General features: G+C 62.2%; 11 protein-coding genes, 1 tRNA gene and 2 pseudogenes. 12 read left to right on the forward strand and 2 right to left on the reverse strand.

Features of this window, described 5'->3' with window-relative positions; all coding sequences use genetic code 11:
* Positions 1–28 precede the first annotated feature (28 nt).
* The 8 genes and pseudogenes from rpsK (at position 29) to LKG04_RS04975 (ending at position 6,942) form a co-directional block, all read left to right on the forward strand.
* A complete protein-coding gene (rpsK, locus tag LKG04_RS04945) occupies positions 29–427 on the forward strand; it encodes a 30S ribosomal protein S11 (RefSeq protein WP_024464353.1) in 399 nt (132 codons plus the stop codon).
* 79 nt (positions 428–506) lie between these two features.
* Positions 507–1,502, forward strand: a complete 996-nt coding sequence (locus tag LKG04_RS04950; RefSeq protein ID WP_291759876.1) for a DNA-directed RNA polymerase subunit alpha — start codon at positions 507–509, stop codon at positions 1,500–1,502.
* 83 nt (positions 1,503–1,585) lie between these two features.
* Positions 1,586–2,230 carry a 50S ribosomal protein L17 gene (gene rplQ, locus LKG04_RS04955; RefSeq protein ID WP_291759871.1) on the forward strand — a complete coding sequence of 215 codons (645 nt, stop codon included), beginning with the start codon at positions 1,586–1,588 and terminating at the stop codon, positions 2,228–2,230.
* Between the two features lie 148 nt (positions 2,231–2,378).
* Entirely contained in the window at positions 2,379–3,296 is a 918-nt protein-coding gene (gene truA, locus LKG04_RS04960; protein WP_291759931.1) for a tRNA pseudouridine(38-40) synthase TruA, read from the forward strand.
* A gap of 139 nt (positions 3,297–3,435) precedes the next feature.
* Positions 3,436–4,785, forward strand: a pseudogene (locus tag LKG04_RS08785) (circularly permuted type 2 ATP-grasp protein); the annotation flags it as partial.
* Between the two features lie 255 nt (positions 4,786–5,040).
* Positions 5,041–5,829 (forward strand): annotated as a pseudogene (locus tag LKG04_RS08790) (alpha-E domain-containing protein); the annotation flags it as partial.
* 106 nt (positions 5,830–5,935) lie between these two features.
* Positions 5,936–6,739 carry a transglutaminase family protein gene (locus tag LKG04_RS04970; RefSeq protein WP_291759866.1) on the forward strand — a complete coding sequence of 268 codons (804 nt, stop codon included), beginning with the start codon at positions 5,936–5,938 and terminating at the stop codon, positions 6,737–6,739.
* Between the two features lie 117 nt (positions 6,740–6,856).
* Positions 6,857–6,942, forward strand: a tRNA-Ser gene (locus LKG04_RS04975).
* Positions 6,943–7,170: 228 nt separating this feature from the next.
* On the opposite strand, the gene LKG04_RS04980 is transcribed toward LKG04_RS04975, so the two are convergent.
* Both LKG04_RS04980 and LKG04_RS04985 read right to left on the reverse strand, forming a co-directional pair.
* Entirely contained in the window at positions 7,171–8,925 is a 1,755-nt protein-coding gene (locus tag LKG04_RS04980) for a TcaA 3rd/4th domain-containing protein (RefSeq protein WP_291759864.1), read from the reverse strand.
* Between the two features lie 189 nt (positions 8,926–9,114).
* Positions 9,115–9,960 (reverse strand): hypothetical protein, encoded by an 846-nt coding sequence (locus LKG04_RS04985; protein ID WP_291763361.1) that lies wholly within the window; start codon positions 9,958–9,960, stop codon positions 9,115–9,117.
* Between the two features lie 124 nt (positions 9,961–10,084).
* On the opposite strand from LKG04_RS04985, the gene nusA reads away from it, so the two are divergent.
* The 4 genes from nusA (at position 10,085) to truB (ending at position 16,298) form a co-directional block, all read left to right on the forward strand.
* On the forward strand, positions 10,085–11,155 hold the full coding sequence (nusA, locus tag LKG04_RS04990; RefSeq protein WP_291759859.1) for a transcription termination factor NusA: 1,071 nt from the start codon (positions 10,085–10,087) through the stop codon (positions 11,153–11,155).
* Positions 11,156–11,400: 245 nt separating this feature from the next.
* Positions 11,401–14,259 (forward strand): translation initiation factor IF-2, encoded by a 2,859-nt coding sequence (gene infB, locus LKG04_RS04995; protein ID WP_291759856.1) that lies wholly within the window; start codon positions 11,401–11,403, stop codon positions 14,257–14,259.
* Between the two features lie 276 nt (positions 14,260–14,535).
* Positions 14,536–15,132: a 30S ribosome-binding factor RbfA gene (gene rbfA / locus LKG04_RS05000; protein WP_291759854.1), complete on the forward strand. Its 597-nt coding sequence runs from the start codon at positions 14,536–14,538 to the stop codon at positions 15,130–15,132.
* On the forward strand, positions 15,129–16,298 hold the full coding sequence (gene truB / locus LKG04_RS05005) for a tRNA pseudouridine(55) synthase TruB (RefSeq protein WP_291759852.1): 1,170 nt from the start codon (positions 15,129–15,131) through the stop codon (positions 16,296–16,298). Before rbfA ends, truB begins: the two co-directional genes overlap by 4 nt.
* The last annotated feature ends 34 nt before the right edge of the window (positions 16,299–16,332 follow it).

A 16,332-nucleotide genomic window follows, 5' to 3' on the forward strand; every position in this document is an offset into this window, starting at 1 on the left:
TAGTTCGTTACAAGGAAACGAGGGTCAGTTGGCAGCTCAAAAGCAAGCCACGCGCAAGCCGCGTCGCCGGGACCGCAAGTCGGTGCCGGTCGGGCAGGCGCATATCAAGTCCACATTCAACAACACCATCATTTCGATCACCGATCCGTCCGGGGCCGTCGTGTCTTGGGCCTCCGGTGGCGATGTCGGTTTCAAGGGCTCGCGCAAGTCCACGCCATACGCCGCAGGCATGGCCGCGGAATCCGCCGCCCGCAAGGCGATGGAGCATGGCGTCAAGAAGGTCGACGTCTTCGTCAAGGGTCCCGGCTCCGGCCGTGAGACCGCTATCCGTTCGCTGCAGTCCGCAGGCCTTGAGGTCGGTTCGATCACCGACGTCACCCCGCAGGCGCACAACGGGGTCCGTCCTCCCAAGCGCCGTCGCGTCTGAGCACTCCAGAATCCATCCGTCCAAAGTCGCTTATGGCCGGTGAGTGCACCGCCGATCAGAAGCTGAAAGGATAACCACAGTGCTTATCGCACAGCGTCCGACACTAACTGAGGAAACACTGAATCCGCAGCGTTCGCGTTTCGTTATCGAGCCGCTTGAGCCTGGTTTTGGTTATACGCTCGGCAATTCGCTGCGCCGCACGCTCCTGAGCTCCATCCCTGGGGCTGCAGTGACTTCGGTGCGTATCTCCGGTGCCCTGCATGAGTTCACCACTCTGCCCGGCGTCGAAGAAGATGTGACCGAGATCCTGCTCAACATCAAGGGCATCGTGCTCACGAGCGAATACGACGAGCCAGTCGTCATGTATCTGCGCAAGAGCGGCAAGGGCGAGGCGCTCGCAGGGGATATCACACCTCCGGCAGGCGTCACCATCGCCAACCCTGATATGCACATCGCATCGCTCGCCGAAGACGGGGAGCTCGAAATCGAGTTCACCGTCGAGCGCGGCCGCGGCTATGTGCAGGCGCAGATGAACAAGTCGGATAGCGACGAGATCGGCCGTATCCCGGTCGACTCGATCTACTCTCCCGTGCTCAAGGTGAGCTACAAGGTCGAGGCCACGCGCGTGGAACAGCGTACCGACTTCGACAAGCTCATCCTGGACGTGGAGACCAAGCCGGCGATTTCGCCGCGCGATGCCGTCGCATCCGCCGGATCCACTCTCGTCGAGCTCTTCGGCCTGTGCCGTGAGCTCAATACGCAGGCGGAGGGCGTCGAAATCGGCCCCGCGCCGGTCGCGGAAGAGACGAATCCGGAGTTGGCCGTGCCGATCGAGGATCTCAACCTCACGCAGCGCAGCTACAACTGCCTCAAACGTGAGGGGATCCACACCATCGGCGAGCTGGTAGCCCACACGGAGCAGGATCTGCTTGACATCCGCAATTTCGGTATGAAATCGATCGATGAGGTCAAGGAGAAGCTGCAGACGCTTGGTCTGTCGCTCAAGGCCTCGCCGCTTGGTTTCGATACCAACAACCTTGAAGGGGGCACGTTCTTCTCGCCGGAAGACGAGTGACGCGCAGCCATTCAGCAAACCGCCGTCGGGTCCGGACGTTCGGGCAGTTGCCCACCTGGACTCAATGGCAATAAGGAGTAATAATGCCTACACCCAAGAAGGGCCCGCGCCTGGCGTCGAGCCCCGCGCATGAGCGCTTGATGCTCGCGAATATGGCGACCAGCCTGTTCTCGAACACCCGCATCAAGACCACGCTGCCCAAAGCCAAGCGGCTTCGCCCGCTGGCCGAACGTCTGATCACCTTCGCCAAGCGCGGAGATCTGCACTCGCGGCGCCGTGTGATGCGCGTGATCCGCGACAAGTCCATTGTCCACAAGCTGTTCACCGAGATCGCCGAGCAGATGGAGCAGCGCGAGGGCGGCTATACCCGCATCGTGCGTATCGCCCCGCGCAAGGGCGATGCCGCGCCGCAGGCCATCATCGAGCTCGTCACCGAGCCGGTGAGCCCCAAGCAGGCCGTCGTGAAGGAAGCTGAAGCCGCGGCCAAGACCGCTGCCGAACAGGACGCCGAAGTAGTTGACGCCGCTGCCGATGCAGCTCGCGCCGCGGGCGCGGCGGCCGATGCCACCGAACAAGCCGTCGAGGCCAATGAGACTGGCTCCGATACCGCTACCGCTGATGCGGCCGCGCTTGAGCTCAACGAGGTCGCCGAGGATGCGGACAAGGCCGAACAGGACGCCGAGGAATCCGCGGATGTCGCTGATGAGGCCGCTGCTGCTGCAAAGTAGGCGTATGCGGTCGTAGCTTAGGCTGCGATCTTAAGCCGGTTGCTGGAGTGTTATGCTCTGGCAACCGGCTCTTGCATATCTTCGTTCGTTGCTCGATGCTTCTCCGAACGATGATGTGAGGCATAGTGGCCTTGCGCTTATACTGGTGCTGATGAGACTGCGAATTGATTTGGCCTATGACGGCGGCGGGTTCCATGGCTGGGCGAGGCAGCCCGGCCTGCGCACGGTGCAGGGCGAGATGGAAAAAGCGTTGCACCGCATCCTCGGCGTACCGGACAATGATGCCGATGAGCCGCTGCGCCTCGTAGTCGCAGGGCGGACTGACACAGGGGTGCACGCGAGCCATCAGGTGTGCCATCTCGATATACGGCCCGAAACGCTCTCATGCTGCATCGGGCACATGGATGTGCCCGCCATTGAGGCATTGCTGCGTCGCCTGCGGCATTTTCTGCCAGACGACATCGCGATTCACGCCATCAGCCAGGCGCCCTCGGGTTTTGACGCGCGTTTCTCCGCGCTTGAGCGCACGTATGTCTTCCGCATCGCCGATGGCGCATGCGATCCCGATCCGAGGCTGCGCGGTTTCGTGTTGGCTGTGGACGGCGTGCTCGACGTGGACGCCATGAACACGGCGGCGGCGACAATGATCGGCCTGCATGATTTCGGCTCCTTCGCCACGCCGAACCCAGGAGGCACCACCATACGCAAGGTCGCATCGTCGTTCTGGCGCAGGGTTGAGCCTTGCAAGCTGAACGATGAGCGGTGCAGCGAGGGGACAACGGGCCACCATACGCCCGCGATCGAATCCGGGCTGGTGTGCTTCACCATCGTAGCGGACGCCTTCGCGCACAACATGGTGCGCTCCCTGGTCGGCGCCTGCGTGCAGATTGGGCTGGGCAAGCGCACGCTCGGCTGGTTCGCCGATAAGATGGCGCATCCGGCGCGCGAAGGATCCACTGGCCCGATAGCGCCGCAAGGCCTTACGCTGGAGCATGTCGCCTACCCTCCTGACGGCGAGCTGGCTTCCCGGGCCGAACGCATACGCGCCAAACGCATACTGCCGTGACGGTGGCTATGGTGACACGTTCGTAACATTGCCACGCGTCGATGGTAATACGCGATGGTTAGCGTGACGAAAGAAATCGCAAGGAGCATGCCTGCGCGCACATCGGGGCATTGCGATAATCCGCGGAGGAGTCTGAAAGATGGTCCTACAGTCGCTGCATCAACTGACGGGGGAACTGGTCGATCGCAGGGAGGGAATCAACCGCGAACTCAGCCGCAACGGGGTGCGGTTCGGCGTCTATAAAGACGGCGAGTACCACGATCGGCTATTTCCCTACGATCCGATTCCGCGCATCATCGAATCGGATGAATTCGATCAGCTCGAGGCGGGTCTCAAACAGCGCGTCAACGCGCTCAACGCGTATCTCAAAGACATTTACAGCGACAAACGCATCATCGCCGATGACGTGGTCCCCGGCGAATTCGTCTACACTTCCGCAGGCTATTTCCCGCAAGTCAATGGCGTGACTCCGCCTGGCGGGATTTTCGCGCATATCGCGGGCGAGGACTTGGTGCAGGGCGAAGACGGGCGCTGGTGGGTACTCGAAGACAATCTGCGCATCCCCTCGGGCGCCAGCTACCCGCTGTTCGCCAGGGACGTCGAGCGCCGCACCAATCCCAAGCTGTTCCGCCAGCTGCATGTGCGCGACAACCGCGATTATCCGCGACTGCTGCGCAAAGTCATGGACTTCGTCTCGACTGATGGCATCGCCGTGGTCTTCACTCCCGGCCGCTATAACTCCGCGTTCTTCGAGCATGCCTATTTGGCCGAGAAAACCGGCGCTGTGCTTGCCTTCCCCGAGGATCTGGAAGTCTTGGACAACCGGCTGTATCTCTTGGACTACGCCGGGCGGCGCCATCGCGTGGGCGTCATGTACCGGCGGATGTCCGACGAATTCCTCGATCCTTTCGCCTTCAACCCCGATTCGGTGATCGGCGTGCCGGGCCTGCTCTCCGTATACCGCTCAGGCAATGTCGCCATCGTCAACGCGCCGGGCAACGGCGTGGCCGACGACAAGGCGATCTACTATTTCGTGCCGCGTATGATCCGCTACTATCTGAACGAGGAGCCAATTCTGCACAATGCGCCGACGTATATGCCGATGTTCGAAGAGGACCGTCGCGAAGTGCTCGATCGGCTCGGCGAATTGGTGATCAAGGACGTGAGCGAGGCCGGCGGCTATGGCGTGGTCTTCGGCTCGAGCCTCGACAAGGCGCATCGCCGGGAGCTGGCCGAGCGCATCGCAAGCGAACCGCGCCGCTTCATCGCCCAGGAGGTTATCCAGTTCAAGGACATCAACGTGATCGATCCGGTGACCGGGGCCGAGGCGTCGCGCAAATGCGATTTGCGTGCCTTCGTGGTGAGCGGGCAGAACACGCATGTATGGTATTCGGGGCTGACGCGCTACTCGTCAAAGCCCGGGCAGATGATCGTCAACTCTTCACAGGGCGGCGGGTTCAAAGACACCTGGGTGCTTGCGCCGGATGCGCCAGGAAGCTCGTCGAAGCCCGGGACCGCGATGGGTGCGCTCGCTGCCTCAGTCCCGGCTGCGGATGCGCCTGATGCGCAGAGCAGTCAACCGCAGCGCGTTTTGGCCGGGCAAATGCAGGACGCTCTGAATGACCGAATGCGGAGTGGCCGAATGCAGCATGGCCAGCAGCAGGAAAGCCGGCAGGCGGATGGCGCGTCGGCAACGGTACGCGCAGCCGAAGCGGCCAGTCTGATCGCGGAGCCGCAGCCACAGGCGCTTTCGCTCGTCACCGCCTCGAAAGCGGACAATCTATACTGGCTTGGCCGCTATACAGAGCGTACATTCACCACGCTTGCGCGCTTTTTCCCCTTCTACGACCGCGTGATGGACACGGACGTGGATGCGTTCCGCCCCTTCGCCCAGGCGCTTGACCTGCCACAGGATTTCGGCGACTTCGACGATTTCATCTATTCATTCCTGTACGACGCGCAGGATCTCAATTCGGTACGCAGCGCTATCGTGCGTGCCTTCGACAACGCCGTGATTCTGCGGCCCGAGCTCAGCTCGCGGCTGCTGCAGCACATCGAGCTTGCGGTGAGCAATATCACCGACGCGGCGAACCGATCGGCCGATGCGGAAGACATCTATAAGCAGCGTGACATCGGTGACAACGTGCTCGCCTTCTGGGGCGGCCTGGAGGATTCCAGCATAGATGCGACGCTGAAGGCCTTCATTTTCATCGGCAAGTATATCGAGCGCCTCGACCTCTACACACGCCTTCACTTGGCGCCGGAGGAGCTCACTGCGCCGTTGGCGAAGCTGGAAACTTACGCGCACATGCTCGACGGGCTGCCGCTGCCGCAATGCTTCGCGGCCGGCATGGGCTGGCTCTCCGAACAGCTGCCTGCGCGCGGCTACGCTGAGCTTTCCGAGCGTTTGGACGGTTTCCGGAATGATTTCGAGGGCCGTTCGGTACTTGGTCAGGCCGAAGACGGCATGCTCAGCTCCATGAATATGGACATTCGAAAGTCCCGGAATATGGATGGAGCCGTGACCGACTGACTGGCTGCACGCCTGACTGCAGGCCTTGCTGCCGGATCGCGATCTGCTAAGCTCATACAGCAAGGGGAATTTACGCTGTGCAAGCCCAATTCGAGGAGCCAAATCGATGAAGAAACTGGTGTTTGATTACGAGACGAAGCTCTCGTTCAGCGCGCCCGTCACCGATCACCGTTTCCAGCTGCGCTGCGTTCCCGCCACCGGTCCACGCCAGCAGGTGGTGGATGTCGAGGTCGAAATGGATCCGCAGACGGAATTGGAAACCACGGTCGATTCCTTCGACTCCGTGGTGAAAACCGGATTCATCCGGCAGGCGCACGACGTCTTCCGATACTCGGTCAAGGGCATCGCCTTCGTCGATACGGAAAACACCAAGCCAGAGCCCTATAAGCCGCTCTACCGCTTCGATTCCGCGCTGACCGTGCCAGGTCCCGCCATCGGGAATATGATCGCGACCTGCCGCGCCAAGCTGACCGGTCTGGACGGCGACGCGACGGCGATCGACCGGGCGCAAGTGGTGATGAACGAGGTATTCAAAGCTTTCGCATACACTCCGGGCGCCACTACGATTCGTACCACGGCGGAGCAGGCGCTCACCCAGGGCGCCGGCGTATGCCAGGATTACGCGCACGCCATGCTCTCCGTATGCAGGCACCTCGGCCTGACCGCGCGCTACATCGCGGGGCTGCTCGGCGGGGAAGGCGCGACGCACGCATGGGTCGAGGTATACCACAATGATCGCTGGATTGGCCTTGACCCGACGCATAGCCGCATGGTCGACGACAATTACATCACCATCGCCCACGGCCGCGATTACCGCGACTGCATGCTCGACATCGGCATCTTCTCCGGCGCGAACGTCCGCCAGACCCAATGGGTCAACGCATCCGTCCACGAGCAGCAGCCGGCGTAGGGCAGCCGGCGCATGGCCCACGCGCCTCAAATCTCACTGCAACACGTCCGGACGCTGATTTCGCTTGCGCGGTTCGGTTTTCGTCGTATAATGAACAAGTTGCCTTCTGGGCAATCTGGATGAGTGTCCGAGCGGCCGAAGGAGCACGCCTCGAAAGCGTGTGAGGGCGAACCCCTCCGCGAGTTCGAATCTCGCCTCATCCGCCGAGTCCCCCGGTTTCCACCCCGGGGGACTTTTTGTTTTCCAACGGTTCGCGCCTGGCAGTAGGAGGTTGGAGAGGCGTCCCGATCAATATCGATGGGCGGCGGATGGCGTTTCCGGGTGCTGAAATGTGGGTGAAACGCAAGGTTGCGGGAACAGAATGGGACGTTTGAGGCGGCGCGAAGAATGCGGTCATGGTTGTACCGCACTCGCGCCTGGTCCGTCATCGCTCAATCCGTTGATCGTAGGATCACATCATTGGTGATGTTGGCGATGGTGATGTCATCGTCGAGTGATGTGATGCGGAAGTTGGCCGGATCGTTGCCTGCCGCATAGGTCTCAGCGTCGTCGGAGCCGCTCGGCCCGTCGGATTGGTCTCCTTGCTCGTTCGAACCGTCGACCGCGGTGCCTTCGATCGATGCGTTGCCGCCCGGCACATACGCGACCTGAGAGACGTACCGGTGGTTTTGGACGAAATCGCCTGCCGCATACTGCGTTCCAGCTTGGTTGAGGACGTGCGAAAAGTTGAAGTCCCAGGTCATGCTCCATGTGACGTCATACGTATTCACGCCGCTCTGCACGATCGTGTTCACAGTCGCGCCGTTGAAGGCTATCGAGGAGGGCGTGAACCCGTCAAGGATGGGCGACTTGATGTCCGTCACGCTGTCTTGCATGAAGCGCGCGTACGCCGAATTGCCGGTGCCGCCGTCGAACACGGATGCGGCATCATCCGCGGCATAGCCACCCGACATGTTCGACAATATGGTTTGCGCATTGGAGAACAGGCTGTTCGCCGCATTCTGCGTGAGCTCCTGGTCCCAGTCGAGGTAAATGGATGAGCCGTCGGTGATGCCGCTTACCGGCACGGACTTGGTCTTCACGACTCCGTCGCCGAAAGTCTTCTGCACGTGCAGCCGCTGGCCGGCGAGCGCGGGTATCTGGTTGAACTTGTAGTCTCCGCCGCTTAAGATCCCGATTTTCGAGTCCCCGACGTACACGTCGGCGTTGGATATGTTCGAATAGAGATGGAAGGTGACGAACTGCAGAGCGAAATCGGCTTGCGCATTGCCCGTCGTCGCCGTCACTGTCTGTTTCAGGTCGATCTGGACTTGGTTGAGGGTTCCCTTGGCAGTGACGTCGTATGACCCGGGGAACACATGATCAAGCGAGAGTGTGGTGGAGCCGGGGTCTGACGTGCCTGCGTCCGAACCGACGACCGACAGCGCAAGCCCTTGGGCATCGGTCTGCAGCTCGAGCTTCTGCGGGGTTACTGCAATCTGGTATCTGGGAAAGAGGAGGTACTGCGTGCCGGTGCGTTGCGCGCGCGTGCCCGGCAGCAGACCGCTGCGCGGAATTGAAGCCGAGGCGGCGAGCGATGAGGGCAAGGCCGGCTTGTATTTCAGATCGGCTGGCGTGACGGGCTTGCCGGTGTCCGACCATACATACCAGTGCAGCGTTTCATCGCTCAGCGGCTCGTGCATGTTGTAATCCGCTATATAACGGTTCAGCTCACTGGGCTGATGCGTCCAGTAGAAACTGAAGCCCGTGGGCGAAGCGCCGAAATAGTTCAGGAAATAATAGCCAGCAGAACCAGCCGCCCACAGTATGGCGGCAAGGATGATGCCCGACCACGTCCACAGCGTGAAATGCCTGGACAGCGGCCTGCCGACTCGGGCCTGCGACCGCTGCCCGGTCATCACCGCGCCTGGCGGGAGCGATGGTTGCCTACCGGCATCGGCATCATGATGGCTTTCCGGATAATCCGGTTCCTCGGGCTGGGCGACGGAGAACAGCGCGGCGGCGAATTCGTCGTCTTGCCAAGACGGCTCATCGTCCGATCGCGCGATCGATGCCGGTTGCGCGGCAAAGTCATGGGCGGTATTGTCAGCTGCTGTTGTTTCGCTGTTTGCGTCCGCCTCATCAGCGGCTAGCGCTTCGTTGTCGCCGACCGGGGACTCGGCCTCTTCCGGATAGCCATGATGCATGGCAGTGGCCTCTTTCGACTCTTTTTCTTCGTAGCTCTGTTGTGTTGTATTGTACGAGGCGCCCCGTGCCAGTCAGATGAACGCCGTGTGACGTATTTTCGCCAGAACAAGAATGGCTGAATTCTGCGGTTTCGCATTTTTCCGAAAACCGCAGACAACGAAAAATACGTCATACGACGCACCAATACTTCACTCGAACAGGGCAGCGTCGAAGGATGGGTAGCCGCAGGCCAGCGCCAGCGCAGCACGCGATGCGGCCAGACGGGAGAGCGCGCGCAGGGTGTTCGTGCGTGTGGCAGTCGAATCTCCAGGCATGCCGGCCGTGTCTTGCGCTTTGTTGGCGAGATCGTCCACGCCGGCAATCTCCTCGCGGGCGCAGCCGATTTCAACCGCGGCCATCGTCGGCGCCCTGAGCCCGGTGCTGTCGTCGATGACCGTGTCCGGAGCGGCAATCAAACGGCTGAGGGAATAGACCTTCTGCCGAGGATCCACGATGCCCCTGATAGCTGCCGATGCCAGCGAGAACAGTCGTGAAGCGGTTGCCTTGTGGTCGTCACTGATTGAGAGCGAAGCATACGGGGATTTGCGCGCGGCAAGAAATTCAACGGCGAAGCCCGCCCGGTCCTCGGCCAGTATCACGGCTCGGAGCGTTCGCGAATCAGCGTCCATGCCCGTCACAGCGTCAAACCCGCCGCGAGGAGTGCCGGGGGCGGCGTATGCTGCGCCTACTGAAGCAGCCAAAGCCTGCGCCATGTATTGCGCCTGCGCAGCGCGTAACGTGCCTTCGTCGAAGCGCTGCGCGCAGGTCGCCGCCACTTCAGTCCATCGCCTGCCTGCCGCAGCAGCTGCGAAGAAGCGCACCAGTCGCGGATTTCGCGTGCCCATGGCGGCTTGCGCGGTGCTGGCCGACTGGTACGCGCGTCCACACGGGGTCGCGTTTATGCCGGCTTCGGCCCGGCCTTCCAACCGCGGGGATGCGCACGCCGCCAATGAGACCAGCAGGCATAGCGCTGGTACGCTGGCAAGCGCGCGCATGAGATGTCGTTCGCCATGCATGAGGAGAACCGGAAGTGTCTGCATAGACCTCTAGACTAATGAACGATTATGACCAAGTGGGGCGCAGCGCTCGGCTCAATAACTTCATAGGAGGTCTTGCACCATGCAATTGGACCTGACAGGAATCCACCAGTTGGCTGCTGGACAGGGGATTGATGCCGAAACGGTCGACGCCGCGCTTGCTGAGGCGCTGCGGCTCGCCTATCTTCAAACGCCGAAATCCTCGAAACACGCCCGCGTCGAGCTTGATGATCGTGCGGGAACCTTCACGGTATGGGCGCGCGATGAGATCGAAGCCGAACTTACCGAGGATACCCCGCACCCTGCTTCCGGTCTCGGCGAGGAATACGACGACACGCCCAAGGGATTCGGGCGCTTGGCAGCCGCCACGGCCCGCCAGGTCATCACCCAGCTGTTCCGCAGCGCGGAAGACGAGAAGATCTTTGGTGCCTTCTCGGGCCAGCGTGGCAACCTCATCACTGGTGTCGTGCAACAGGACGCCAAGGACCCGGCCAATGTTCATGTCGCCGTGGGCGAGGTGGAGGCTATTCTGCCCAGACGCGAGCAGGTGCCGGGCGAGCGTTACCGCCATGGCGATCGCATTCGCGTCTACGTCGTCAATGTGGCGCGCGGGCTCAAAGGCCCCGAGATCATTGTCTCGCGTTCGCACCCCGAACTGGTGCGTCGGCTGTTCGAACGTGAAGTCCCCGAGCTGGTCTCGGGAGCCGTATCGATCATGGCCATCGCGCGCGAAGCCGGCGCCCGCACCAAAATCGCCGTGCATGCGAACACCGAAGGCGTCAACCCCAAGGGCGCGCTGATCGGGCCGGGAGGCGCGCGCGTGCGCGCGGTCATGGAGAACCTGGGGCCGGAGAAGATCGATATCGTCGATTGGTCCAAGGACCCGGCGCAGTTCGTCGCTTCCGCACTTTCGCCGGCGATAGCCACCGGCGTGCAGGTCGTCAGTGACAAGAGCAAGACCGCCATCGCGTATATCCATGACGATCAGCTTTCGCTGGCCATCGGCAAAGAAGGGCAGAACGCCCGGCTTGCCGCCAAGCTCACTGGTTGGAAGATTGGCATCGAATCCAGCGAAGCCCATGCGGCGAAGCTGGCCGCCGAGCAGAAGGCCACGCAGGGCGCCGAGCAGCAGAAGCCGCAAGAGCAGGCGTGAGACGCACGGGGACAGGGCGCTGAACAATACGCTTGTAACGCATTGACAGGCCTGGCAATGGACGCAATCCAGCATCTCGAGTATGCTGAATGCGGTAATTCGCGAGCGCATGCACACCGCATGCGTCTTGTGGCATGGAGACGAGGTAACACAATCATGGTCGCACGATGAAACAGAGTAGGCTCGCCGTCATCGAAAGCTGACCGCGCATGTACGCGCGGTCACTGGAATTAGGAGAAAACTGAGTGGCAAAACAGCGCGTATATGAATTGGCCAAAGACTTTGGCGTCGACAGCAAGGCGGTCCTTGAGAAACTCAAGGATATGGGTGAGTTTGTCAAATCCGCCTCATCGACGGTCGAGGCCCCGGTCGTGCGCCGATTGAAGAACGCTTTTGCGGGGTCTGAACCGCAGAAGACCGATACCCGTAAACCGGGCGCCGGCGCATCCAAGGGCGCAACGCCCAACACTGCCAATACGAGCAGGAACGCGGCGCGCAGCTCGTCTGCGAGCCCGACCCCGCAGGGTCGCAGCCAAGAGCGCGGCGAGACCGCTCGGCCGAGATCATCGGCCAGGCCCGGTGCGCCTAAACCCGCGGCGCATGGCATGCCGCAACGGCAAGGCCAAGGCTCCCACCGTATGGAATCGCATGACCGGGATCGGGATCGTGATCGCGGTCAGCAGCGTCCGGATCGGCGTCGCGGCAACGAACCGCGTCCTGCCAATCCAGCGGCGCGCAATTCGGCATCACACAATTCCGCGCCCCGCAATCCGCAGGGCGGCAGCCCAACGGCGCAGCCGCGCCCGCATACTTCCGGGCCGCGCCCTGGCAACAATCCCTTCAGCCGCAAGCAAGGCATGCATACGCCTACGCCAGGCGACATCCCGCGTCCGCATCCGATGGCCCGCCCCACAGTCAACAGCGGCCGTGGCAAGGGCCGCCCGGGACAGGGCGGACGTGGCGGCTTCAGAGGCCGGCCAGGGCAAGGCGCAGGAACCCAAGGCGCAAGGCCAGGGCAGTGGGGGCACAATCGCCCCGGGCAGGCCGGCGGCACGTCAGCAGGGCAGGGCGGACGCGGTGGCAGCCGTTTCGGAGCGGGCACTCAGGGAGGCTTCCAAGGGGCTTCCGGCAACAGCAGCGGTCCTTCGCGCGGCGGTGGCCGCGGGCGCGGCGGCACCGCGGGCGCATTCGGGCGTCAAGGAGGCCGTTCCTCCAAGTCGCGCAAAAACCGTCTCGCGAAACGTCATGATTTCGAAGAGATCAAAGCGCCGGTCATCGGCGGCGTGCGCATACCGGCAGGCCACGGACAAATCGTCCGTCTGCGTCAGGGCGCTACGCTCTCTGATCTCGCGGAGAAGATCAACGTCAACCCGGCCGCTTTGGTGACTGTGCTCTTCCACTTGGGCGAAATGGCTACGGCCACCCAGTCCTTGGACGAGGCCACTTTCCAGATTCTGGGCGAGGAAATCGGCTGGAACATCCAGATCGTCTCGGCCGAAGAAGAGGACAAGGAGCTGCTGCAGCAGTTCGACATCAACTTGGACGATGAAGAACAGCAGAGCGACGAGGATTTGCAGCCCCGCCCGCCGGTCGTCACCGTCATGGGCCATGTCGACCACGGCAAGACCCGGCTGCTCGACACGATCCGCAAAACCAAGGTCGTCGAACGCGAGGCCGGCGGCATCACCCAGCGCATCGGCGCCTATCAGGTCACCGTCAAAGTCGAGGACGAGGAACGCAAGATCACTTTCCTCGATACCCCTGGCCATGAAGCCTTCACCGCCATGCGTGCGCGTGGCGCCGAACTGACCGATATCGCAGTGCTGGTCGTGGCGGCGGATGACGGCGTGATGCCGCAGACCGTCGAGGCCATCAACCATGCGCAGGCTGCCAATGTGCCGATCGTCGTCGCGGTCAACAAGATTGATGTGCCCGGCGCCAACCCCGAGAAGGTGCGGGGCCAGCTCACCGAATTCAGCCTCGTGCCCGAGGAATACGGCGGCAACACCATGTTCGTCGACATTTCGGCCAAACTGGGTACGAACGTCGACAAGCTGCTCGAGGCCGTGGTGCTTACGGCGGACGCCGAGCTCGACTTGCAGGCGAACCCGGATATGGACGCGCGCGGAGCCACCGTCGAGGCCCGCCTCGACAAGGGCCGCGGCGCTGTGGCGACCGTGCTGGTACAGTCCGGCACGCTGCATGTCGGCGACGCCATCGTGGCAGGCACCTCCTACGGTCGCGTCCGCGCGATGATGGACGAAAACGGCACGCAGATGTCCGAGGCTGCGCCGTCCACGCCAGTTCAGGTGCTGGGACTCACCTCCGTGCCCACGGCAGGAGACCTGTTCCTGGTGGCGTCGGACGACCGTACCGCACGTCAGATCGCCGAAAAGCGCCAGACGAGCGAACGCGCGGCGCAGCTGGCCAAGCGTCGCAAGATCGTCTCTCTCGAGGGCCTCAAGGAGCAGTTCGCCAAGTCCGAGGTGGATATGCTCAACATTGTCATCAAGGGCGACTCCTCCGGTTCCGTCGAGGCGCTGGAAGACTCTCTGATGAAGATCGAAGTCTCCGAAGAGGTCGGCATCCAGGTCATCCACCGCGGCGTCGGCGCGATCACGCAGAATGACGTCAACCTGGCGACCGTCGACAAGGCCGTCATCATCGGCTTCAATGTGCGCCCGAACCGCCAGGTCGCCGATCTGGCCGAACGCGAAGGCGTGGAGATCAAGTATTACTCGATCATCTACAAGGCCATCGAAGACATCGAGGCCGCGCTCAAGGGTATGCTCAAGCCGGAGTATGAGGAGGTCACGACCTCGCATTCCGAGATCCGCGAGATCTTCCGTTCCTCCAAGTTCGGCAATATCGCCGGCGTCCTGGTGCAGGATGGCGAAGTCAAGCGCGGCACGAAGTGCCGCATCCTGCGCAACGGCGTCGCCACGGTCAACGACTTGGAGATCTCCTCGCTGCGTCGCTTCAAAGACGACGTGCAGTCGGTCAAGGAAGGCTTCGAGGCCGGCATCAATCTCGGCACGTTCAACGACATTGAGATGGGCGACATCATCGAAACCTTTGAGATGCGCGAGATCGAACGGCAGTAGAGTGCATCCGCTGTGTTGAAAGGGAGGGATGCTGCTGGGCATGCTGGGCCGTTAGGCGGGTAGCCCCGTGGGTTGTCCGTAGGCGAAGTGAGCAGCGGCTAAGGCTGCGAGGCCGCGTAGCGGAGGACGCTCTGCCGGAAAAGAAAAGGCATTGCCCGGCACATTCCAAGGCCGTTCGGACGGCCATGCAGTCTGGCAACGCCTACTTACTTTTCCGGCAGAGCTCATCTTTCGTTCTTATCGCACAATTTTCACAGACAATATAGGGAGCTTCTTATGGCGGGAACTAATCCGCGCGCGGCGCGGGTAGCCAAACTCGTCCAGCGAGTCATCGCCGCTGCCATCGAGACGCAGCTGCATGATCAGCGCCTGGCCAATGTGACCATCACCGAGGTGCGTGTCACCAACGACTTGCAAATCGCGCGCGTCTACTGGACCCAGCTGGGCGATGAGGGCAAGGAACAAGGTGAGCGCAAGCGCGCTACCCAGGCATTGCGGCAGGCGAAAGGGCGATTGCGCGCCGCCGTCGGCGCCAAGGCCGGGTTGCGGCTTACGCCGGAGGTGCAATTCATCTACGACGAAGTGCCCAGCGAGGCGCATGAGATCGAAGACATTCTCATCACTGCGCGCAAACGCGATGAGGAGCTCGCCAAGTCGCGCGCCAACGCACAGTATGCCGGAGACGAAGATCCCTATTGGCATGACGATGAGCCGGATGACGAATCGGAAGACGAGGCAGGAACCGGCGGAATCGATGACGAATCCGGCGACGCTGATGGTTTCAGCGACTGGGGCGCCGATTCTGGCGTAGTCGGTTCCGAGGCGGTTTCCGGTGCCGACGTCTCTGCTCACGAGGCGTCAGCCGCGCGATGACGCCAACATCTCGGGCTGATTCAGGGCTGCTTGTCATCGACAAGCCGAAGGGTGTGACCAGCCACGATGTGGTGGCAGCGGTGCGTTCGATCCTGCATATCAAGCGGGTCGGGCATGCCGGAACGCTTGACCCGATGGCTACCGGCGCGCTGATCGTCGGATTCGGCCATGCCACGCGGCTGCTCAATGTCATCGTGGAGCATGACAAGACCTACGAGGCGACGATCAGGCTCGGCATGGCAACGACCACCGATGACGCCGAAGGCGAACCGATTGCGACGAGTCCTGTGGCTGACTGCGACGTGATCGACCAGGCAACGGTGGAACAGACCATCCGGGAGCATTTGCTCGGGGTGATCGACCAGGTGCCGAGCGCATACTCTGCCATCAAAATCGACGGCAGGCGCGCCTACGACCTTGCCCGGCAAGGTATGGACGTCAAGCTGCACGCCCGCCCGATCACTGTCAGCGCTTTCGATGTCCTCGCCATGCGGCGTGTGCCCGGCACGAATTCACGTCCAGATTCTCATTCGCTTCCCAACACGGCATCCGGCATGGCCTCGAACGAGGCTCCTGAACATGGCATAGGCAATGAGATGCCTGGCATGGCTTCCAACGCGGTTTTCCGGGCGCAGCCGGCAACGGAACCAGAAACCGAGGAAACGGCGAGCGGCAACCTGATCGATCTCGACGTGCGGGTGACCTGCTCGGCTGGCACATATATCCGCGCTCTGGCCCGCGATCTTGGGCGCGAGCTCGGCGTCGGCGGGTACTTGACGGCTTTGCGCCGCATCCGCGTCGGCAGGTTTCAGGTCGCTGCACCGAACGTTGTGTCCGCCCGCACTGTGCCTAGGACCTACACCAATCGCGAGGGCAACGAGGTGACGCGCAATAAGGCTGTGCTCGACTGCGATGCGGACGGGTTGCGTTCCTGCGCGATGCCGATGCTCGAGGCCGCGCGGGCTGCCCTGCCGACTATCGCGATAACGCAGGAGCTGGCGCGCGATCTGCGCTTCGGCAGACGCATCGCGGTGCGCGTCGAGTCGACGACTGCAGCGTACGTGCCATCGAGCGGCGAAGTGATAGCGCTCCTCGAACCGGTGGATGCCGGCGGCGACGCCGGCACGGGCCTCGCCAAGCCTGTGGTCGTCTTCCCCGCCGATTGATTCGCTGGTATTGTTAACGCCGTAACAAGACACG

Source organism: Bifidobacterium sp. (genome assembly GCF_022640935.1).
Taxonomy (GTDB): Bacteria; Actinomycetota; Actinomycetes; order Actinomycetales; family Bifidobacteriaceae; genus Bifidobacterium.

Bases quoted from the DNA above. Each gene is read 5' to 3' on its own strand.
- rplQ (WP_291759871.1), top strand. From the start codon at position 1,586: ATGCCTACACCCAAGAAGGGCCCGCGCCTGGCGTCGAGCCCCGCGCAT.
- LKG04_RS04970 (WP_291759866.1), top strand. From the start codon at position 5,936: ATGAAGAAACTGGTGTTTGATTACGAGACGAAGCTCTCGTTCAGCGCG.
- LKG04_RS04980 (WP_291759864.1), bottom strand. From the start codon at position 8,925: ATGCATCATGGCTATCCGGAAGAGGCCGAGTCCCCGGTCGGCGACAAC.
- LKG04_RS04985 (WP_291763361.1), bottom strand. From the start codon at position 9,960: ATGCGCGCGCTTGCCAGCGTACCAGCGCTATGCCTGCTGGTCTCATTG.
- nusA (WP_291759859.1), top strand. From the start codon at position 10,085: ATGCAATTGGACCTGACAGGAATCCACCAGTTGGCTGCTGGACAGGGG.
- rbfA (WP_291759854.1), top strand. From the start codon at position 14,536: ATGGCGGGAACTAATCCGCGCGCGGCGCGGGTAGCCAAACTCGTCCAG.
- truB (WP_291759852.1), top strand. From the start codon at position 15,129: ATGACGCCAACATCTCGGGCTGATTCAGGGCTGCTTGTCATCGACAAG.